The following is a 21118-nucleotide window of genomic DNA, read 5'->3' as shown; positions in this document are numbered from 1 at the left end:
CGCCGGGTCAAGCGGTGACTCACCCGGACCTCTTCCCTGGAGCCCGCCGGGCCACCGTGACAAAATGGGCGCCCTGCCTGCCAAAGTGTCCTGATTCACGGAGATCAGCCAATGAAGTACCTGCACACCATGGTCCGCATCACTGACCTGGATGCCTCCCTGCGTTTCTATTGCGAGGGGCTGGGGCTGAAGGAAGTCCGCCGCAAGGAAGTGCCCGCCGGCCGTTTCACCCTGGTATTCCTGGCCGCGCCGGAAAGCCCGGAAGCGGAAGTCGAACTGACCTGGAACTGGGACCCGGAAGAGGACATGGGCTCGGCGCGCAACTTCGGCCATCTGGCCTTCCGGGTGGATGACATTTATGCGTTATGCCAACACCTTCAGGACATGGGTTACACCATCAACCGCCCGCCCCGGGACGGCCACATGGCGTTCGTCCGCTCACCGGATCTGATTTCCGTGGAACTGCTGCAAAAAGGCGATGCCCTGCCGGCGCGGGAGCCCTGGGCTTCCATGGAGAATACCGGCAGTTGGTAAGGACCGTGGGACACCGGTGATCCAAAGCAAGGTCACATCTTCAGTGTCGAAGGGTTGCCCTCCACCGTGGTTGAGGTCTTAGCATGGGCCCCCATGCCAACTCCTGGAGCGCCACCATGAAACAAGTCGCCAAGGACTTGTGGGAGACCGAACCGGAATACCCGGCTCCCGGCTTGCAAACCCACGCCTACCTCTATGCCCATCCGGCGGGTAATGTGTTGTTCTACAACACCAGTCATGATGATGAGTTATCCGCTTTCGCCGATCACGGCGGCGTGCATCGCCAGTATCTGAGTCACCGCGACGAGGTCGGCGCCAGCCTGGCGGTAATCCGGACCCGCTTCAACAGTCAGCTGTGCGGCCACCAACGGGAGTTGGAGGACATCCAGAAATACTGCCCGGTGGATGTGGTGCTGGCACAACGGGAACTCCACCCGCGTGATATCGAAATCCTGCCGACACCGGGACACACTCCCGGCAGTACCTGCTTTTGGGTGCGCTCACCCACCGGCGACCGCTACCTGTTCACCGGTGATACGCTGTACTTCGATGAAGGGGGCCAGGGCCGCAACGGTTTCCTGCCTTCCATGAGCGACCGTGAAGCGTTGATCGAGAGTCTGCATTTCCTGCGCACTCTGTCTCCGGATCTGGTGATCTCCAGCGCTTTCGGCGCCGGCGGCGGCTATCGCCGTTTCGAGGACGCGCTCAGCTGGCAAGGCTGTGTGGACGAGGCGCTGGCACCGTTACAGGACGGCGCGGTGGATTAGGGCCCCGGCGGGCCGTGCGCTCACGGCCCGCTACCCCACCGGCATCACCGCGAAATGCAGCATGACATGCACCTGGACCTCCCCCACCAGGAAGCCCAGCAGAGCACCCACCGCGATCAGAATCCACTCGTCCTGCTGGAAAGCCGGCCGCAACAGACCCTCGAATTCCTCCTCGGTCAGTTCCTGCATCTTGGTGACCAGCAGATTCTTCAGATCCATGGCTTCCTGCGCATAGGCTTCCACATGGCCAAGCGCCTCCGGCAAAGCCGCCATCACCTTTTCCGCCACCACTTTTTTCATCTGTTGGTAGCGGCTGGTACCCACCGCGAACACCACCAGGGGCTTGGCCAGCCCGGCCTGTTCGTCCAGGGTGCGTTGCACCTGGCGCTGAACCAGCGCGAACAGACGGTCCGATAACGGCCCCTTGAGGATTTCCTCGATGATCGCCTGCGGAGTAACGATTTCCTGGGCCACCAGTTCGCCATAGCGGGCCGCCACCTGTTTGCGCCGGCGCAGGAACAACCCCTGCCATTCGAAAATACCGAAGTAGCGCACCGGCTGCTTCGGGTTGAAGATCATCTTCAGCGCCAGCCAGTCAGTGAACCAGCCGGTGAACAGCCCGAACAGGGGGATCACCCAGACATTGTGGGTAAACGCCCAGACCACCGCCTGCACACAGCCGATGGCGAAACCAAAATAAATGCCGGAGCGGGCAATGAACTTGAACTCCACATGGCCCGCTTCCAGGAACACCCGGTTGAGCAGTTCCTTGTCCCGTACCAGCGCGTTCACCACCATGTGCTTGAGATCGAACACCCGATGGATGTTGGATTTTATGTCCTCCATGATCTGCTCGACCATGTGCGGCGCTTCTTTCTGAATGCGCTGAATCACCCGCCGCTTGATCCCCTCGGGCAGGGTTTCCCAAAGGCCGGGCTGATACTCCGCGGCCACCTCGCGGGTAATGTCTTCCACCACGTCGATGAGCGGATCGCGGATTTCCGCCGCCACCCGCTGCGGGTCCAAACGGTCGAACACATCCTCCGGCTTCAACAGCCGTTCCATCATCAGATCACAGGCAATGCTGGCCATGGTGGCGGCCCGGCGCGGCACGATCCCCTGCCAGCCCAGCAACGGTGGTTTACCGACGAACTCCAGCGGCTGGAACATCATACGGATCGCCACCAGCTTGGTGACATAGCCAATCAAGGCCGCCACCACCGGCATGGAGAGATAGAGAATCCAGTTGGCGCGTACGTCGGCAAGGATCAGGGACCAATCCATCTCACCTTTCCTCCTCACCCAGTTGCATCACCGCATCCCAGAGGCGCTGGCCGGCAGGGCTGATCACCAGGGTCTCACGGCAGCTCTTGAGCGGGGGCCGCTCCCCGTCCCAGCGACGCAGGGCTTCCCGGAACGTGGCATCGCCCTCGCACAGCTCGTAATCCATGCGTAGCGATGCTCGTTCCGGCAACGCCCCCGCCAGACCATTATTGATCAGACGGGCCAGATACAACGGTACGTATTCCTGGGCGTACACGCCGGCACTGCGGCCGATACTGGAATAGCGGTGCAGCGCTTCCCCGCTGTCACGCCAGCGGACGCGTCGCAGGGTCAGCAGCGGATAACCGGAACCGTCGGACAGCGCCGCCAGCAGACGCCATTCATCGGAAACCAGATGGCCGGCGAGGCCCTGGACAATCTCCAGCTCAAGGGTGTCGGTATCCTGCTCCAGGCTGACGGTCAGGCGGTTCTGGAACGATTCGGCGTGATGGGAAGCCCCCGGGTCCAGGGCATCCATGCGCTCCCTGAGACCACGGAGCACTTCTTCTTCCACATGCTGGAAACGGGCTTCGGCACGGCGTACCGGCGGCAGGCGCCGCAGTATCGCCAGCACGCGGGCCCCCACCGGGGACTGAGGCTCGGACCGGTTCGGCAAGTTGTCGCATCCTTATTCTTGTCGTGATTCTTCGGATTCGCCGGCCCCGGGGCTCACGGTAAACCGGCTCGGTTATGGATTCAGCAATACCCAATTCACCGGAAACTGTCCACAGCAGACGCGTGACAGCACGTTGCTTTTATTTGCGACTAGGCGGCAATCCAGTTCGCCAATTTTTCCATGGCGGTAACACAACGGCCGCAATAACGGCGCAAAAAGGCATCCTCGAGGGGCCCCTCCAGCCCGGCCGCCGCCTCCAGGGCCTGCCCCCCGTCGAAATCCACGAACGCCAGCCGCAGACTCGGCTCCGAAGGCGGCCTGCCGAACGCCTCTCCCGGCAAGGTGGCCACGCCGGTGTCCTCCAACAACGACGCGCACAATTCCACGCTGCCCTCGATGCCACGTCGGCGCAGGGTATCGGTCAGTGGCGACAGGTCCGGAAACAGGTAAAAAGCGCCATCGGTGGAGGCCATCGGCACACCGGCGCCTCTTAAAAGATCGACGTGGTGCTCGGCCAGAGCGGCCAGAATCCGGCGGGATTGATGCAGGTAACCGTCCATGGCCATCCCGCCCTGAAACGCCGTCACCGCCGCGTACTGGATCGGCGCCGACACCGAGGTATAGGTTTCACTGGCCACGGTGGCCATCGCACGACGCAACCACTGCAAGGTCTCCGGAAAGGCGAAGACGCCCAGCCGCCAGCCGCCGGCGCCGCACCATTTACTCAAACCGCCACTGACTATGGTGCCTTCCGGGTAGTAGCGGGAAATCGACTGGTGGCCGCCATTGAATTGCAATTGCCCGTATATCTCGTCGCTAAGCAGAATCAGACGGTAACGGCGCGCCACATCCGCCAGCGCCCGCAATTCCGTCTCCGTGAACGCATAGCCATGGGGATTGGCCGGCGAGTTGAGAATCACCAGGCGTGGCCGGTCCGGATCCTGCCGGCAAAGCGCATCCAGAGCTTCGGCGCGGGGCTTCCAGTGATCCTCCCGGCGGGTCGGCAACCAATGTACCGGGCGACCAACGATGCGTGCCTGCGGTGCATAGGACACCCAGCTCGGCGTGGGGATGACCAGGTCGCCGTAAAACACCAGTTGCAGAATGAACATCAGCTCCTTGGAACCCGGACCGATCATGACATCGTCCGCACTGAATTCGGAGCCTTGCCAGCGCTGCCAATAGCCGGCCACCGCCCGGCGCAGTTCAGGCAGTCCCAGCACCGGCAGATAATCTTTCTCGGCGGCGTGTTGACGCAGTGCGTCCACCACCCATTCGGGCACCGGGAACGGCGATTGCCCCAACCCCAGCTTGAACACCTCCCTGCCCTGACGCAGCAGATCGTTGCTCAACTCGTTGATGGCCAGGGTCGCGGACACACCGAGACCACGCACATTAAGATTCAGATTGACGCCCGGCTGTGCTCGCACTTCGTTCTCCCCGATGGCCCCGCTGGAATACTTTGACGATACCCGGGTTCACCAAGAGACAACAGAGGCCCGCGAACGGATTGCCGCCGAGCACAAACACGATGCAGCGATTGTTACCCTATGCCACCAGCCGAAATCACCTTCCTGTCCAGAAGCGCCTGGCATTGTTCCGGCGTAAAGCCGGCCTGCGCCAGAACCTCCAGGGTATGCTCCCCCAGTTCGGGCAACGTATAAGGTTTCTCCATCTCGCCGGCGTCGGCGAAAGTGAAAGGCAGCCCGGGGATCTCCACCTCTTGGCCCCGGCCATCGTTCACGCGCTTGAAAATACCGGTCGCCTGGACATCGGCACTGGCCCGGACCTGGCGGTAATCCCGTACCACCCCGCAAACCACACCAAACTTTTCCAGTTGGGCACGCGCCTCTTCACCCTTGTAGCCGCCTAGAGCGGTACTCAGAATATCGATCATCGCCGGCCGGTTGCTGACACGGTCGTTGCTGGTGGCAAAGCGTTTGTCCTTCGCCAGATCCGGCAACTCCACGGCGCGGCACAGCCGCTGCCAGTGATCCTCCATATAGGCGGAGATGACGATGTAGCCGTCCTGCACGGCGATCAGATCCGCCGCCGGTGCCACCAGTGGCTGAGCGTTGCCGGCCCGTTGCGGCAAGCTGCCGGAGCAGGCGTATTCCGCCCAGATCTGCGACTGCAATCCGATCGCCGTGGCCAACAGGGAGGCTTCGATGGTTTCCCCTTCGCCGGTCCGGGCACAGCGGAACAACGCGGCGAGCACGGCGTTGGCGGTGGCCGTGCCGGTGGCCGCGTCGACCACGGCGAACCCGGTTTTCAACGGCGTGCCGCCCGGCTCGCCGGTCAGTGACATCATGCCGCTTTCCGCTTGCGCGGCGATGTCCAGCCCGGGTCGTTCCCGGGACGGGCCGCGAGTGCCGAACCCGGAAATGGAGGCGTAGATCAGGCTCGGTTTTTCCGCGCGCAACGTGGCCGCGTCCAGACCGATACTTTCCATCACACCAACGCGGGTGTTTTGCACCACCACATCGGCCCGTAGGGCCAGCTTGCGGGCGATGTCCACACCCTCGGGGTTGCGCAGATCCAGCGTTATGGATTTCTTGCCCCGGTTATAGGCCATGAACATGCCGCTGCGATAGCCGCTTTTTTCGCTGACACCGAACTTCCGGCTGTTATCGCCGTTGAAGCTTTCAATCTTGATCACGTCGGCGCCCAGATCCGCCAGGACCTGCGTGGCGCCGGGGCCGGCGATGAACTGGCCGAACTCCACCACCCGGACACCATCCAGCGCTTTTTTATTCTCCGTCATAACTATTCTTCTCCCTGCACTTCCTGATTAATTCGAATTAGTCGACGGCTGACTCTTCCGCCCTTGTAGCACGCGCCTCTGAATAAGCCGGATCACAGGCCACAGTAGAAACAGCGCGGTTAACGCAAACAGCACCGCGGCAATCGGACTGGCGGCAAAAGCAATGAAACTGCCCTGATTCAGAATCAGACCTTGCCGCAGGCTTTGTTCGATCATCGGACTCAGCACGAACCCGATCACCATGGGCGCCAAAGGGAACCCGTTGTAGCGCAGCAGAAAACCGGCGATACCCGCGATCAGCACCACCAGCAAATCAAAAGGATTGGCATTGATGCTGTAGGTGCCGGTGGCGACCAGCACCACCACGCTGGCCATCAACAGCGGCTCGGGGAGACGCAGGATCCGGGAAAACAGTGGTGACATCAGCATCCCTCCGAGAAACATGCAGATATTCGCCACGAACAGCATCATGAAGATGAACAACACCAGCGACTGATTCTCGAGGAACAAACGAGGACCCGGCGTGACGCCCTGCAGTACCAGGGCACCGAGCATCACCGCGGTGATCGGATCACCGGGCACACCGAGGGACAAGGTCGGCACCATGGCACCGGAGCTGACCGCGTTATTGGCTGCCTCGGAAGCGATCAGACCATCCGGCTCACCGGTGCCAAATTTGTCCTTGTTCGGTGAGCTTCGCTTGGCTTCCGCATAGCTGACCATGGAAGCGGAGGCGGCCCCGACACCCGGCAAAGTACCAATCCAGGTTCCGATCAGTGATGACTTGATCAACACGGCGGAACGTCGGCGCAGCTCCGACAGCGTCGGCAATTGGAAGGCGGAGCGGATAATCGGCCCGACTTCCTCCTTTTTCTCCGCCGCACGCCAGAACACCTCGGACAAGGCGAACAGCCCAACCAGAAACGGCACCAGACCGATACCGGCGGAGAGGTCGAAGACGCCAAAGTCATAACGCAAATAGCCGGTCACGGGATCCTGCCCCACCACCGCCACGAACAAGCCGAGCAGACCGGCAAGCAGCCCTTTCACCAGGTTGTCCCGTGACACCGTCACGATACAGGTCAACGCGAACAATCCCAGCGCGAAATACTCAACCGGCCCGAAGCGGATGCCGATCTTAGCCAGCAACGGCGAGGCTACCGCCAGAATGATCGTGGCCAGGATGCCGCCGAAGGCGGACGCCGTGGTCGACCAGCCCAGTGCGAGGCCGGCATCGCCACGCCGCGCCATGGGAAAGCCATCCAGCACCGTCGCCGCGGACTGCGGCGTACCGGGTGTATTGATGAGAATCGCGGATAGCGAGCCGCCGTAGATCGACCCGCAGTAAATGCCGAGCAACAACGCGATACTGGCGCCTTGCCCCAGAACAAAAGTCAACGGCAGAGCCATGGTGATCGCGAGTAACGACCCGAGGCCGGGCAAGGCGCCGATGATGATACCCACCAGCGTACCCGCCACCACGGCCAGCAGGGCATCCATCGAGGTGAGCATACTGAGGGCGCTTAAAAAGGCATCCATTTCGATAGCCTCCGGTTATCCGGTATATATTTATTGGAAGAATTATTGGAACAGTGAGGTGATGGAAGGCAGCGCTGGCCCCGGAGGCGTCCGATTCAGCAGATCGGCGAAGCCGTACCAGATCGTCGCGGTGAACAGTATCGAGATGACCACCAGCCATAACGGGCGCCGGAATCCCAGCACCCCGCTCATCACCAACATCAGCGCCAGAGTGCTGGGCACGAAGCCCAGCGCCTCATAGGCCAGCAGGTATGCACCGCTGATCATCGCCGTTGCCGCCAGAGCCCGCCACTGAATGCTCGAAGGCGGTGTCCCTGAACGGCCAAGCGCGCTTTTCACCAGCAGCCATACCGAACACACGCCGATCAATACCAGCAGCACCTTCGGATACCAGAACGGATCATTGGCCACCTGCTGCACGCTGTCGTCGCCACCGCCGGCGAAATACACCGCCAATGCCGCGACCAGCACGGCAACGCCATAGCCAGCGTCAAGGACACGTGCTTTCATGATCACCGGCCTCCGCCTTTCTTGATCACTTCCTTGATCAGACGACCGTTCACCTCGGACGTGCGCTCCACCAATTGACGGAACTCATCCGGGCCCTGATAACGCGCTTCGAAGCCGACGCGACCCAGTACCGTTTTCAATTCCTCGGACTGGGTGGCCTGTTCACAGCCCTCCACCAGTTTCTGCTTGATGGCCGACGGCAGCCCTTTGGGCGCCACCAGACCGCCGGAAACGGAAGCGGTCATATCGTGGCCCTGTTCCATTACGGTCTGGATACCGGGCAGGGAGCTCATGGGCTCCTCACTGAACACCGCCACCGCATCAAGATTGCGGTCGGTAACCGTGTTCGGCATCGCCATATACAGATCCACGTGCCCCCCCATCAGCGCGGTCAAACCCGGGCCATCCCCGGCAAAGGGAACATGAGTCAGTTCGATGCCCGTGACCTGCTGGAATCTGAGCATGTCCAGGTGCGGCAAAGTGCCCGGCCCAGGGCTGCCAAAGGACAACTTGCCGGGATGGGCCTTGGCGTAGTCGATCACCTCCTTCAAAGTGCTGAATGGCGAGTCCGGTTTCACCACCAGGACCTCGGGGCCGTAGTAGAACTGGCACAAGTAATCGAACGATTCCGCGTTGTAGGGAGTCCGGTGCATGTGAGGCTGATTGGCAATGGTGCCTATTGGTGCCACGCCAATGGTGTAGCCGTCCGCCCGGGCCCGGGCCAGAGCACTGATACCGACACTGCCACCACCGCCGGAACGGTTATCGACAACCACATTGACACCGAGATGACCGGAAAGGGCATTGGCAAGCGCGCGGCCGGCCAAATCACTACTGCCACCGGCGGGGTACGGCACGATTTCCGTTATCGGTCTGGAGGGAAAATCCTCCGCCGACGCCAGCGGAGACATCAGCATCGCCGGCAGTGTGGCGGCCAGAGCAAGAGATAAGACTTTTGTTATCTTCATGTTGTTCTCCCGAATATCAGATAAGCACGGTTTGGCTCCGATTGCCGAAGCCATCGGATTACTGCGTTTTTTTCAGCACCTTCTCGATCAACCGTCCGTTGGTTTCCGAAATGCGGTTCACTTGTTTGAGGAAGTCGCCCGAACCCAGGTAGGCGGCCTGGGTTCCCAATCGCCCCAGGACCTCATCAAGGCGCTCGGACTCGGTGGCTGCCTTGCAGGCATTTTCCAATCTATTCCTGGCCTCATCGGGAATACCCTTGGGCGCGATCACGCCTCCCCACCAGAACGCGGTCAGGTCATAGCCCTGGCTTATGGCCGTTTTTACGCCGGGCAAAGTATCCAGAGGCGCCTCGCTGAAAATACCGATGGCCTTCAGCTCCCGGTCGGCAATCACATTGGACATGGTCATATACATGTCCACGTGCCCGCCAATCAGAGCAGTGACGCCCGGCCCGTCGCCGGCGAACGGAACATGGGTAACCTTTACACCAGCCTTTTCCAGGAACTGCTCCATGGACAGATTCGGCAGAGAGCCTGGCCCTGGGCTTCCATAGGTGAGTTCTCCGGGATGCGCCTTGGCATAGGCCACCATTTCCTCAAGGTTGGAGAATGGAGATTGCGGCTCTACCGCCAGCGCCTGCGGGCTGAGAAAGAACTGACAAATGTAGTCAAAGGAATTGAGGCTGTAGGGAGTACGCCGCATGTGCGGTTGATTCACCAAGGGAGCGGCCGGCACCACACCGATGGTATAGCCATCATTGCGAGCACGGGCCAGAGCGGCCATTCCCACCGTGCCGGCCCCGCCGGCGCGGTTGTCCACCACCACATTGGTGCCGAGTGAATCGGTCAGCTCTCTGGCAATGGCACGAGCCATCAGATCAGTACTGCCGCCGGCGGGAAACGGCACCATGGCGGTGAGGGGACGCTCTGGATAGTCCGCCGCCTGTGACAACGATGTCGCCGCCACAATCAGGACGGGCGCGATCAGGTTCAGGATTCGACGTGTGGTTGTTGTAAGCATGTCGTCTTTCCTTCCGGGCTAATGAATGTCAAAGGGTTTCAAGAAGCAGCACGTAAAGTCAGCTTGGCGATATTCAACTGGTGGATCTGGCTGGTGCCTTCATACAGGCGGAACAGACGGGCATCACGGTAGAGCCTCTCGATGCAGCTGTAGTCCGCCACATAACCGGCGCCGCCGAAAATCTGCACGGCCTTGTCCGCCACCCGTCCACACATTTCCGACGCGAAGTATTTACACATCGACGCTTCAAGCTTTATGTCCTCTCCCTGGTCACGCTTGCGAGCGGTCTCCAGAATGAGTGCACGGGCCGCGTGAATCTCCGTCTGTATGTCGGCGATCATCGCCTGCACCAACTGGAAATCCGCGATCGGCTGGCCGAACTGGCGGCGTTTCAACGCATGGGCCAGAGCTTCGTCACGCATACGCATGGCCGGCCCCGTGCATAAGGCGCTCAGATGAAGGCGTTGTTTGTTCAACACCTTCATGGCGGTGACGAATCCTTTACCTTCCACCCCGCCGATCAGATTGGCCGCGGGCACCCGACAATCCTGGAAATACACTTCCGATACCGGCGATCCGGCCTGCCCCATTTTTTTATAGGCCTTGCCCACTATCAGTCCTGGCGTGTCCCCTTCCACCACGAAGGCGCTGATTCCCTTGGCGGAGAGGTCGTCCGCGTCGGTCCTCGCCATGACGGTGAACAGCCCGGCGATGGGCGCATTGGTGATAAAGCACTTGGTGCCGTTGAGCACGTAGTCGTCGCCGTCACGTACCGCGCTGGCGCGCAAGGCGGTGGCGTCGGAGCCGGCATCCGGCTCGGTCAGTGCGAAACAGCCGGTCACATCACCTCGGGCCAAAGCCGGGAGATACTTTGCTTTCTGCTCTTGCGTGCCATCGGCCACCAGAGCTTCGGAGCCGATACCGGTATTGGTACCCACCCTGGCGCGGAAGGCGGTGGCGCATTGCGACAGCTCCATGGCCGCCAGCACCAGTTCCTCGGTGGTCAGGCCCGTGCCACCGAACTGTTCGGGAATGCTCCAGCCGAAAAAGCCACGGCGGCGCATTTCCTCCACCAGTTCCTCGGGAATCTCATCGGTGGCTTCCACCCGCTCCTCGGCGGGGATCGCCACTTCCTTCACCCACTGACGGGTTTCATTCAGAAACGCCTGGAAACCCTCTGGGTCACGAATCATCTTGTTCTCCTTATGCCGGTTGCCCGGCCATTCACTTTTGATCTAGTTAGCGTTGGAGCACGAGCTTTGCGGCTGGACCGGGGGAATCCGTAACAGATTGAGTTCCTTCACCAACCGCTCACCGAGACCATGCAGTGCACCGTCGGAAGTGCGGAAGCTGGGCATCATCAGACCCAGCACGGCGACCGGATAGCCGTCCTCGCGCAGTACTGGCACCGCCGCGGCGCTGGCGCCTTCCACCCTTTCGCCATTGGAAATGGCATAGCCTCTACGGCGAATGGTTTTGAGTTCCTTTCGTAAGGCACCGGTTTTGGGGACATAGCGGGTCAGCGCGGTGATCTGGTGGTTCTTGATCAACGCTTCCACCTCGGACTCCGGCAGAAATGCCATCATCGCCTTACCCGCGGCACCCAGATAAAGCGGAAGGGTGCTACCCATATCCAGCGCATAGCGGACCGGGTGAGGGCTGGGCAAAACGGAGGTGACAACCTGGCTGTCGCCGGCCCGGTGAAACAGGGACACGGTTTCCCCAGTGTCGACGTGGAGCCGCTCCATCAGCGGACGGATACGCAACAGCACATCGTCGCTATTCAGAAACGGCCGGCTCAACGCCATCACCGTATGGGACAAGTGCCATTGGTCGCTGTCTTCCTCCTGTTGGACCCAGCCTTTTTCTCTCAGCGGAATCAAAATCTCTTCAGTCACTCTCGAATCCAGGCCCACTCGCCGCGCCAGTTGCTCCGCCGGCGCCCCTCCAGGCACGTTTTCGGCCGCGGCCAGCAGCAAATCCACCGCCCGGGACACCGCTCCGGCTCCGGTGGAACGTCCGGTATAGCTGTATCGCTTGTCCTCCGGGCGCCGGTAGAGATACCCCCTGTTTTCAAGGGTATGCAGGATCCGATAGACAATGGCGGTCGCTTCCCCCAGAACCTCGGCGATCTCGGTCAGAGACATCGGCTTGGAGGTCCGCTCCAGCAGTTCCAGGACATCCAGAGCACGGGCCAATGTTTGTAGCTGATAGCTGTTCGCCATTTTTTCTTTCTCCGAAAGTCTTTTCTATTTAAGAAAAACAAAGACACGGCGTCAAGCTTCGTGACTCACCAGTCCGGAATCATGGAGAAATATATGCAATCAAGAGCATAACAACGAAGCACCGGCTTTCAGTGGATCACTGACGGCGACAGGGTAAGAACAGGAGAGGAATCACCGGGCCGGGAGGCCCGGTGACAGGTACTACTATGCCTCGTGCGGGCGCGTCCGCTGACCGCCGCGGACCAGAAGCCAGGCGACAATCAGCGCCGGCAGAGTGAGGGCAAGACTGAGCATGAACAGTTCACCATGATCCAGCGGCATGGCGCCGCCGCCAGGGATGGCGAAGGCCAGACCACCGATCACCAGCATCCCCCGGATCGGCCATTGCAACACCCGGTGCACGGTCAGATCCCCAATGCCGATCAGGTAGCCCTGCATGGCTCCGGCGATCAACACCACGCCCACCAGCGCCTGGCACAGCACGATCACGATATCCTGCCACTGGCCCTGCAGAATCAGCGCCGGATTCAGCACGAACAGGAACGGAATGAAGTAAATCACGCTACCCAGTCGCATCGCCTTCAAGCCGGTTTCCATCGGCCGGGAGCCAGCCACGGTGGCCGCCGCGAAAGCCCCCAGAGCCACCGGTGGCGTAATGAAACTGAGCATGCCCCAGTAGAGGATGAACAGGTGCACCGCCAATGGATTCATACCGCCGCCCTGCACCAAAGCCGGGGCCAATGCCACCGCCAGGAAGATGTAAGCGGCGGTCACGGTCATGCCGATACCGAGAATGAAGCTGGTCACCGCTCCCATGATCAGCAACACCAGCGGATTACCGCCAGCGATGTAGATCAGATCGTTGGCGATGGTGCCGGACAGACCGGTTACCGACAAAGCGCCCACCAGCAGCCCGACCCCGGCCAGGATCGTGATCAGCTCGGCGAACAGCTTGCCCGCGCTGGAAAAGAAGTCCTTGCATTCGGCCCAGCCCCAGCGTTGATATGGCAGGATCTGATTGATCACCAACAGCAAAGCCGTGGCATAAAACGGCGCGATGGCTTCACGGCGCAGATAAAACAGCATCCAGATCAGCAGCGCGAAAACAAAGATGAAGTACCAGCCTTCCTTCAAGGTCTGGCGCAGGGATGGCAACTCTTCCTGGGGCAATCCCTTGAGCTGATACTTGGCGGCGTAAGCGTCGATCTGCACGAACAGGCCCAGATAAAACAGCAGCGACGGCACCACCGCCGCCAACGCGATGGTGGCGTAGGGAATGTTCAGGAAGCTGGCCATCACGAACGCCGTGGCCCCCATCACCGGCGGCATCAAAACCCCGCCAGTGGAAGCGCACGCCTCCACACCCGCCGCATAGGATCGGCCAATGCCGACCCGGCGCATGGCCGGAATGGTCAGCACCCCGGTGGTGAGCACGTTGGTGATCACACTGCCGCTCATGGAACCCATCAGGCCGCTGGAAAAGATCGATACCTTGGCCGGGCCACCGCGAACGTGACCGAGCAGGGCGAACGCCAGATTGATGAAGAACTTGCCGCCGCCGGTCTTCTGCAATGCCACACCGAACAGCAAAAAGCCGATCACCAGGTTGGCGAACGCCTGCAAGGGAATCCCCAACATGCTTTCCCGGCTCATGGCGTGATAAATCGCGGTCTGATCCGGTGACGATGGAAAGCCCTGAATCGGCCCCGGCATCTTGTCCGCCACTATCGGGTAGACACTGGCGAGACCGCAGATCAGAGCCAGCGGCCAGCCACCGGCGCGCCGCACCGCCTCCACCACGACCACCCATAGCAGGAAACTCATCACCATGGCGGTTTGCGGTGCGGCGTATTCCCAGCCGTTATCGAGAATCCGCTCCGCGTTGTAGACGAAGTATCCGCAAACCGCCGCCGCCAGTAGAAACAGCAGCAGGTCGTACCAGGGAACACGCTTGGAGGCGATGCCGGTTTTGATCGGCCAGAGAATGAAGACCAGAGGTAACATCAACGCCACCACGGTGTAGAGGAACTGGCTTTCCAGCGCGGTGATCAGTTTGAAAAACCCGAGATTAAGCACGTAATCCAAGGTCAAGAGAGTCAGAACCAGCGTCGCCAGTCGCGGCAGCCAGGGCCACAGCCCTGGCAAGTCCCGCACACCGGATACCTGGCCCCTGGAGGATTCGGTTTCCGCTTCGAATTTCACCGTTTACTACCTATGCGTCGGTTAACGGAATACCGGGTTCATACCTGCCGCTTCCAGTGCCTTGGCCCGGGCTTCCATCCATCCTTTGCGGAATGCGTCATCATCTTCCGGGGGGTTACCGGCGGTGTAAGCTTTCCAGGTCTTTTGCAGAATATCCTGACGTTCCACCAATCGATCCTGGTGAGTCTGCATCTGCTCAGTCCAGTGACCAATCTCTTTGTAGTAAGCCACTACCTCGTCATGGAACGGAATAACCCACTGCATATTCTGATTTTCCAAGGCATAGCCGGCATTGCCTGGCGCCGCATCCTTGAACTTGTCGTAATCTTCGATCAACACCTTGACCAAAGAACCGGCCAAGCCGGATTTCTCATCCGCATTACTAACCAGAATCGGGTAGGGATAGGTGGCGCCCTGCCACATCTCTCCTTCCCCAAGGCCAGCAGCGGAGGTCACTTGGTGGGACTGGAAGTACGGCGCGACCGCCCTCAGGCGTTCCCAGCCTTCTTTATCATCGGGATCCAAAGTCGGCCAGGTAACACCACGTGGGCTGGCAGCTAACTGCTGCGCTACCGGAGTTACCGTCATGGTGAAAGCGGTATCACTTTGTCCAGCGACGACCCCGTCAAAAGTACGAGCGTAACCGGGGAACTCCACCTTTTTAACGTCATCCCAGGTAAGGCCACCGAACGCCAGATACGCCTCGGTGCCCAGATTGTTTGCATCATCACCGCGTATGTAGGACACCTTTTTACCTTTCAGATCCGCCGGCGTTTTTACATCCAGGTCGCCGGCCACCGCCAACCCCAGACCGAAACTGGCTGTGGAGGTCGCAATCACCCGGATCGGCTGCGGCCCCCATTCCTTACCGGCGAACATCAGCACGCCTTCCGAGCCATAGTAGCTGGCGATACCACAGGCGCACATCGGCACGCGGCCGGTGCGCAACGGCGTCATGCGTGATACATCGTTCTCACCAGGCAGGATACGGACGGAAACACCGTACTCGTTCTTCAGCAGATTACCGATTGACACCATCTGTGTGTAACCACCGGAACCGGTACCGTAGGCGGTCATGGCGATGGTTTTGGGTAGATTGACGTTCTCGGCGGCCAAAGCGCTGCCGGAAATCATCAAGGAACCTGTGACGAGGGCGGAAAAAAGAATGGAACTCGACTTCAAAAAACCCATCAGTGTGCTCTCCCGTTTCGCTGTTGTTGTAATAAAACGGCTTATGCATTCCGCATAGCGAAATAGCATTCAACTTTTGTCCACCCAGCTTATACCGAGAACCCGAGCTCGGCAAAATTCAATCGCGGACAAACCTTATGGTATGCTGGGTCAGTTGACCGAAACCTTTTCGCTGCCCGACAGTCTTGGGAAACGGCCTTGGAAAACGGTTTAGCAACGAGCCGTCGCCTTCTCCACCCAGGCCGACAGCTCCAGCTGGCGGTCCCGCTTGAGCCCGGAGATCACCCCGTTCTGGTTCTCCTCCGGCTGGTTCTGACTGAGCTTCCATTTGCCCTCGATCTCCCGCACCTCCAGACGTACGCCCACAGTGGCGGCGATCATCCGGTCCAGGTAATCCTCCGGCGCATCCCGCAATCGCCAGGGCATCTCGGAGCCTGATTCCATATGATCGGTCAGTTGACTCAACAGGGCCCGCAACCAGCGCGGATCGTGCTCCAGCGTCAGGGTGCCACGCACATGTACCACCGCGTAGTTCCACGTCGGCGCCACCCGGCCGTCCCGGGCCTTGCTGGGGTACCAGTTGGGAGAAACATAACCTTGTGGGCCATGAAAGATCGCCAGAGCCGAAACCGGCTCGAATCCTTCATCGCACATTGGATTGGCTCGAGCCAAATGTCCCACCAGCGTGGCCCGGCCATCACCACGCCGCCGTAACAATAGCGGCAGATGGTTGGCGGCCAGCCCCTCCTGTTCAATCACCAGGGTAGCGAACGGAAAGTCCCGGATCAGATCGTCCAGGGCGGCGGCTTCGGTCTGCCGGAAGGCACGGGGCTGGTACACTTTTGGGGCCTCTTCACGAATCAAGGATAAGGGGGGGGTTGCGTCGCCGCCCAGGCGGCGTATTATTCGCAACCTCATTGCTATCAACCCGACATTAACAGGGAGGCCCCATGAAATCACAGCTTAAGAGCTCACAGCGCTAATACGCCTTCCTGAGACCACTGGAAGGCACAACAATGTCTTCCAGCGGCCTGCCGAAAACCCTGGTGGACCCTGTTCATCAGGGTTTTTTCGTTATGGCATGGTGGAAGACGCGACAGGAGAACGATATGAAGAAGATGCGTAAACCGATGCGCAATCCGGCGGCCTGCAATCCGCTGATGCGCAAGGGCGGTCCCCACCAGCCCGGCCGGCAGACGGTGCGCCCGCGCCTGGACTGGCGGGATGTCCTGGAGGACTACGACGATTGGCAACAGGAAGAGGAGAACAAAGAGGGGCCCGATGGCCCCTCTTTTGTTGGTACGTCTTTTTTTGGTACGTCCTTCTTTGGCGTGTCTTATTTCGGCCTATGGCAAACAGCACTACCGTTGTTATAGCAGCCATTCGATCGGCAGCCAGGACAGCAACGACACCCCCCAGCGTTTGATCGCCCCGACCCCGGGCTCCTTGCGATAACGCCGTTCACCGTCGGCGAATTTTTCCACCCAGTACAGATCACCGCTTTCATCCAGTTTGACCCGGTAGGCGCCTTCCGGCACCCGTGTTTCAAAAACGTGCGCTACCGTTTTGGCCAGTGCCGGGCTTTCAATGACAAACCCCAGCTCGGTGTTGAGATTGGCGGAGCGCGGATCGAAGTTAAAGGAGCCGACGAACACCCGTTCCTGGTCCACGGCGAAGGTCTTGGCATGCAGACTGGAGCCGGAACTGCCAAACAGTCCCGCGCTTTTATTGCGCTCCACGGCGTTAACCGCGGCCCGCATCTCATACAGCTGAATACCGGCGGACAACAAGTCCTTGCGCCTCTTGGCGTACCCGGCGTGCACCGCCGATACGTCCGTGGCTTCCAGAGAGTTGGTAAGCACCCGGACATCAACGCCGCTCTCGGCCAGAGCGGTAAACGCCTCCACCCCGGCGGCGGTGGGTACGAAATACGGCGAAACCAGTTCCAGGTTGGCGGCGGGTGTGCCAATGATCTCCGACAGTTGTGCCATCAACAGTCCCTCTGGCGCCGCCTCACCCAGCCCCTTGGCGGGATCGTCCGAGACCATCCGGGTTGCCGCCCACTCGAACGGCAGATTGCCGTTACGCAGCTGTGTAACCAGTTCGGATTGCTTCAAAGCGCGCACGTAGGCGCCGGCCTTACGGGTTTGTTCCATGCGCGCCGCCGATGCCGTCAGCACCTGCAGATCGGGGACCGGCTTATCCGGCAGAATACGGTCGGCGGGATAGGAGGAACGGCTGGCCCAGTAACGGTCAAAGTCAACGGAGACGTCGTTTACCACCGACCCAATGGCGAGCACGTCCAGATCCGCGAATAGCGGGCCATCGGCGGCACCGAAGTACTCGTCACCCACATTGCGCCCGCCCACCACCGTCACCTGATTGTCCACCGTGAAGGATTTGTTGTGCATGCGCCGGTTGGCCCTGGAGAAGTCCGTCATAAACCCCAAAGCCCGGGGCCAACGCAAAACAAAGGGGTTGAACAACCGCACCTCGATGTTGGGGTGGGCGTCCAGAGCCGACAGAATATCATCCAGCCCGGCGGTGTTATTGTCATCCAGCAGTAAACGGACCCGCACGCCACGGTCGGCGGCCCGGTGCAGCGCCTCGAACAGCAGTGTCCCGGTGATGTCGGCGTGCCAGATGTAATACTGGATATCCAGGGTGTGCTCGGCGGCGTCCGCCAGCAGCATGCGGGCGGCAAAGGCCTCCTTCGCATCAACCAGGGCATGGATACCGCTTTCGCCAGGGTGGGCGTCCGCCAGCGGCGTCACAACCTTCCCCATGGCGGAAGTTCGCGCATATTCCGGTGACAGCGCCACGGTGACGGTGCGCCCTTCCAGGGAAGGCAAACCGGCACACCCGCTCAGGGCCGACAACATAGTGATCAGCATCAGGCCCCGTAGCCAATGACCCGCCATCACTCCGGGCCCCGTAAATCTGGTCAAAGGTCATTCTCCTCGCATCACAATCGGCCGGACGCCATCAAGCAGAATCAGGCAACGATTCCCCATAAAGCCACATTCAAAAACCAACGTCTCTGGTCTAACCTGGAACACCTTCCTTTTTTACCTTTCACCACCCGCCAGCGACGGGCGTGCTCCCAACCAACGGGACGACAACACACAGGCCAAGGAGTCACTCCATGCAAACGCTTGCTTTTGAGAACGGCGACACCCTGCCCATTATCGGTCTGGGTACCTGGAAGTCCCAGCCCGGAGAGGTCCATCAGGCGGTGCGCGAAGCCATCCGTGCCGGTTATCGCCATATCGATTGCGCCCACATTTATGGCAATGAAAAAGAAGTAGGCCAGGCACTGAACGAGGCGCTGGGCGCCGGCGAAGTGCGCCGCGAGGAATTATGGATCACCTCGAAATTATGGAACAGCGCACATGCTCCGGAAGACGTGGCTCCGGCGTTGCGGCAAACCCTATCCGACCTGGGGTTGGATTATCTGGATCTGTACCTGATCCACTGGCCGGTGGCGCATAAACCCGGCGTGGTTTTCCCCAATAGCGGAGAAGACCTGTTGTCGCTGGAAGAGCGTCCGATAGCCGCCACCTGGGCCGCCCTGGAAGCCCTGGTCGATGATGGCCTGACACGTCACATCGGCGTGTCCAACTTCAGCATCAGCAAACTGCAAACGCTGCTCGAGACGGCGCGGATCAAACCGGCCATGAACCAGATCGAACTGCACCCCTACCTGCAGCAGAACAGCATGCTGGAGTTTTGCCACGCCAACGGCGTGCACCTGACCGCCTATTCGCCACTGGGCTCCTTTGACCGGCCCGCGGCATTCAAAGCCGCCGATGAGCCGGTGTTGCTGGAAGATCCGGTGATCGTGGAGATCGCCGAACGGCATCAGGCCAGCCCCGCTCAGGTGTTGATTCGCTGGGCCACGCAACGCGGTACCGCGGTGATTCCCAAATCGGTGAATCCCGAACGCCTGCGCCAGAACCTGGCCGCCGCCGACCTGGAACTGGACGACGGTGATATGGATCGCATCGCCGCCCTGGATAAACACCGCCGTTACGTATCCGGCGCCAATTGGGCGCAGCCGGGCAGCCCTTATACCCTTGAGAACCTCTGGGACGAGTGACCCGCCGACTACCATCGTCCGTGATCTGGCGGCGCGGATTACCGGCGCCACGCTGACGTCGGCGCGTCGCCATTAAAGCTTTTCCGGCCTTTGCCGATATTAACGCCCATCCACATTTTATCCTTTTAAAACAATGGCATGGAAAGAAATCGGCGCGCTTATTGCAAGTTCCAGTTCTCTCTCCGCCCCTTCCCGCACGAAGCCGGCGGTCAACGGGAGATGTCACGCAATAAGAGGGCTCATCCATGCAAGACACCACATTGCTTCAACTGGCCTACGATATTTCCAGGATCACCCACGACAAGGTCGGAGCGATCGAATCGATCATGCACGCCACCCGCATACTTGCTCTCAACGCTCGTATCGAAGCAGCGCGTGCCGGTAGCGCTGGCGCGGCCTTCGGCGTGGTGGCGGAGGAAATCGGCCAAGTGTCTTCGGAGATCAACCATATCGCCGCCGATTTCCGCCAGGCGGTGGAAGCCCATACCCGGGAAATCGAGGACGTCGGTGGCCGCATGCTTACCGAATTCCGCGGTCAGCGTCTGACCGACTTGTCACTCAATGCCATCGATATTATCGATCGCAATCTGTTCGAGCGTTCCTGCGATGTGCGCTGGTGGGCCACTGACAGTGCCGTGGTAGCGGCAGCGCGCGCGCCCGACGACCGCCAACTAAGCGACTATGCCAGCAGCCGGCTGGCCACCATTCTGCGTTCCTACACCGTATATCTGGACCTGTGGATCGCCGATGCCAACGGGAATGTCATCGCCAACGGACGTCCTGACCGCTATCCCGGTGTTACCGGCGAAAATGTCTCTCAGACAGGCTGGTTCCGGAACGCCATGGCCACCGCCAGTGGCGATGACTTCACCGTCGCCGATGTGGCCCGCAATGCCTGCCTGGATAACGCCGCGGTGGCCACCTACGCCACCGCCATCCGGGATGAGAGAGACTCCCCGGTGGGGGTGCTCGGTATCTTCTTCGACTGGACTCCCCAGGCCAGGGCGGTAGTGCAAGGTGTTGGCCTCAGCGACGAGGAACGAGAGCGGTGCCGGGTCATGCTGCTGGATGCCCGCCATCGGATACTGGCCGACTCCAGTGGCCAGGGCGAGTTGGGGGACGCCTATCCGCTGGCGAATAACGATCTGTCCAACGGCTATTACCTGGCGGACACACAACGGCTGGTCGCCTTTGCCCTGACCCCGGGCTACGAAACCTACCGGGGTCTGGGCTGGTTCGGTGTGATTGAATACAACCTTGGCGACGAAGCGTCTCAGAGCTCGGCGGCGGCAGCGCACCGGCACGCCCGGTCGGCCTGACCGGGTCATGGCCGTGACAGCCCGTGCCGAAAGGGACGGG

The 21118-nt window shown here is 60.5% G+C and carries 19 protein-coding genes; 5 read left to right on the top strand and 14 right to left on the bottom strand.

Going from position 1 to position 21118, the window contains the following annotated elements:
* The first annotated feature begins 111 nt into the window (after positions 1–111).
* Together B5T_RS02000 and B5T_RS01995 are read left to right on the top strand one after the other, a co-directional pair.
* Positions 112–534 carry a VOC family protein gene (locus tag B5T_RS02000; RefSeq protein WP_014992779.1) on the top strand — a complete coding sequence of 141 codons (423 nt, stop codon included), beginning with the start codon at positions 112–114 and terminating at the stop codon, positions 532–534.
* Between the two features lie 116 nt (positions 535–650).
* On the top strand, positions 651–1301 hold the full coding sequence (locus B5T_RS01995) for an MBL fold metallo-hydrolase (RefSeq protein WP_041716711.1): 651 nt from the start codon (positions 651–653) through the stop codon (positions 1299–1301).
* 30 nt (positions 1302–1331) lie between these two features.
* Here the strand turns inward: B5T_RS01995 and B5T_RS01990 are convergent, their stop codons facing one another.
* From B5T_RS01990 to B5T_RS01930, 13 genes are all read right to left on the bottom strand, one after another.
* Entirely contained in the window at positions 1332–2585 is a 1254-nt protein-coding gene (locus B5T_RS01990; protein WP_014992777.1) for a hypothetical protein, read from the bottom strand.
* Position 2586: 1 nt separating this feature from the next.
* Positions 2587–3240 (bottom strand): Abi-alpha family protein, encoded by a 654-nt coding sequence (locus B5T_RS01985; RefSeq protein WP_014992776.1) that lies wholly within the window; start codon positions 3238–3240, stop codon positions 2587–2589.
* A gap of 149 nt (positions 3241–3389) precedes the next feature.
* On the bottom strand, positions 3390–4670 hold the full coding sequence (locus B5T_RS01980) for a pyridoxal phosphate-dependent aminotransferase (protein ID WP_014992775.1): 1281 nt from the start codon (positions 4668–4670) through the stop codon (positions 3390–3392).
* 113 nt (positions 4671–4783) lie between these two features.
* Positions 4784–6004 (bottom strand): CaiB/BaiF CoA transferase family protein, encoded by a 1221-nt coding sequence (locus B5T_RS01975; protein WP_014992774.1) that lies wholly within the window; start codon positions 6002–6004, stop codon positions 4784–4786.
* 27 nt (positions 6005–6031) lie between these two features.
* Positions 6032–7543 carry a tripartite tricarboxylate transporter permease gene (locus B5T_RS01970; protein WP_014992773.1) on the bottom strand — a complete coding sequence of 504 codons (1512 nt, stop codon included), beginning with the start codon at positions 7541–7543 and terminating at the stop codon, positions 6032–6034.
* Between the two features lie 42 nt (positions 7544–7585).
* Positions 7586–8053: a tripartite tricarboxylate transporter TctB family protein gene (locus B5T_RS01965; protein WP_041716709.1), complete on the bottom strand. Its 468-nt coding sequence runs from the start codon at positions 8051–8053 to the stop codon at positions 7586–7588.
* Positions 8054–8055: 2 nt separating this feature from the next.
* Positions 8056–9021 carry a Bug family tripartite tricarboxylate transporter substrate binding protein gene (locus tag B5T_RS01960; protein WP_014992771.1) on the bottom strand — a complete coding sequence of 322 codons (966 nt, stop codon included), beginning with the start codon at positions 9019–9021 and terminating at the stop codon, positions 8056–8058.
* A 58-nt stretch (positions 9022–9079) separates the two neighbouring features.
* On the bottom strand, positions 9080–10042 hold the full coding sequence (locus tag B5T_RS01955; protein WP_014992770.1) for a Bug family tripartite tricarboxylate transporter substrate binding protein: 963 nt from the start codon (positions 10040–10042) through the stop codon (positions 9080–9082).
* Between the two features lie 38 nt (positions 10043–10080).
* Positions 10081–11235: an acyl-CoA dehydrogenase family protein gene (locus B5T_RS01950; RefSeq protein ID WP_014992769.1), complete on the bottom strand. Its 1155-nt coding sequence runs from the start codon at positions 11233–11235 to the stop codon at positions 10081–10083.
* Positions 11236–11277: 42 nt separating this feature from the next.
* Positions 11278–12267, bottom strand: coding sequence for an IclR family transcriptional regulator domain-containing protein (locus tag B5T_RS01945; RefSeq protein ID WP_014992768.1), 990 nt, complete (start codon positions 12265–12267; stop codon positions 11278–11280).
* 204 nt (positions 12268–12471) lie between these two features.
* Positions 12472–14469 carry a TRAP transporter permease gene (locus B5T_RS01940; RefSeq protein ID WP_014992767.1) on the bottom strand — a complete coding sequence of 666 codons (1998 nt, stop codon included), beginning with the start codon at positions 14467–14469 and terminating at the stop codon, positions 12472–12474.
* 21 nt (positions 14470–14490) lie between these two features.
* On the bottom strand, positions 14491–15660 hold the full coding sequence (locus tag B5T_RS01935; protein ID WP_014992766.1) for a TAXI family TRAP transporter solute-binding subunit: 1170 nt from the start codon (positions 15658–15660) through the stop codon (positions 14491–14493).
* 210 nt (positions 15661–15870) lie between these two features.
* Positions 15871–16500, bottom strand: coding sequence for an FMN-binding negative transcriptional regulator (locus B5T_RS01930; protein WP_014992765.1), 630 nt, complete (start codon positions 16498–16500; stop codon positions 15871–15873).
* Positions 16501–16769: 269 nt separating this feature from the next.
* Between B5T_RS01930 and B5T_RS01925 the strand changes: the two genes are divergently transcribed.
* Positions 16770–17036, top strand: a complete 267-nt coding sequence (locus B5T_RS01925) for a hypothetical protein (RefSeq protein WP_148279185.1) — start codon at positions 16770–16772, stop codon at positions 17034–17036.
* On the opposite strand, the gene B5T_RS01920 is transcribed toward B5T_RS01925, so the two are convergent.
* Complete coding sequence (locus B5T_RS01920; RefSeq protein ID WP_229682994.1) at positions 17031–18608, bottom strand: phospholipase D family protein; 1578 nt, start codon at positions 18606–18608, stop codon at positions 17031–17033. The genes B5T_RS01925 and B5T_RS01920 overlap by 6 nt on opposite strands.
* Positions 18609–18805: 197 nt before the next feature.
* Here B5T_RS01920 and B5T_RS01915 point away from each other — a divergent pair, with 197 nt between their 5' ends.
* Complete coding sequence (locus B5T_RS01915) at positions 18806–19759, top strand: aldo/keto reductase (RefSeq protein WP_014992762.1); 954 nt, start codon at positions 18806–18808, stop codon at positions 19757–19759.
* A 245-nt stretch (positions 19760–20004) separates the two neighbouring features.
* Positions 20005–21078, top strand: a complete 1074-nt coding sequence (locus tag B5T_RS01910) for a PDC sensor domain-containing protein (protein ID WP_014992761.1) — start codon at positions 20005–20007, stop codon at positions 21076–21078.
* Positions 21079–21118 lie beyond the last annotated feature (40 nt).

The sequence above is a fragment of the Alloalcanivorax dieselolei B5 genome, from assembly GCF_000300005.1.
GTDB lineage: Bacteria > Pseudomonadota > Gammaproteobacteria > Pseudomonadales > Alcanivoracaceae > Alloalcanivorax > Alloalcanivorax dieselolei.
Note: the sequence above shows the minus strand (reverse complement) of the source record. Positions and strands in the feature narration are given on the sequence as shown.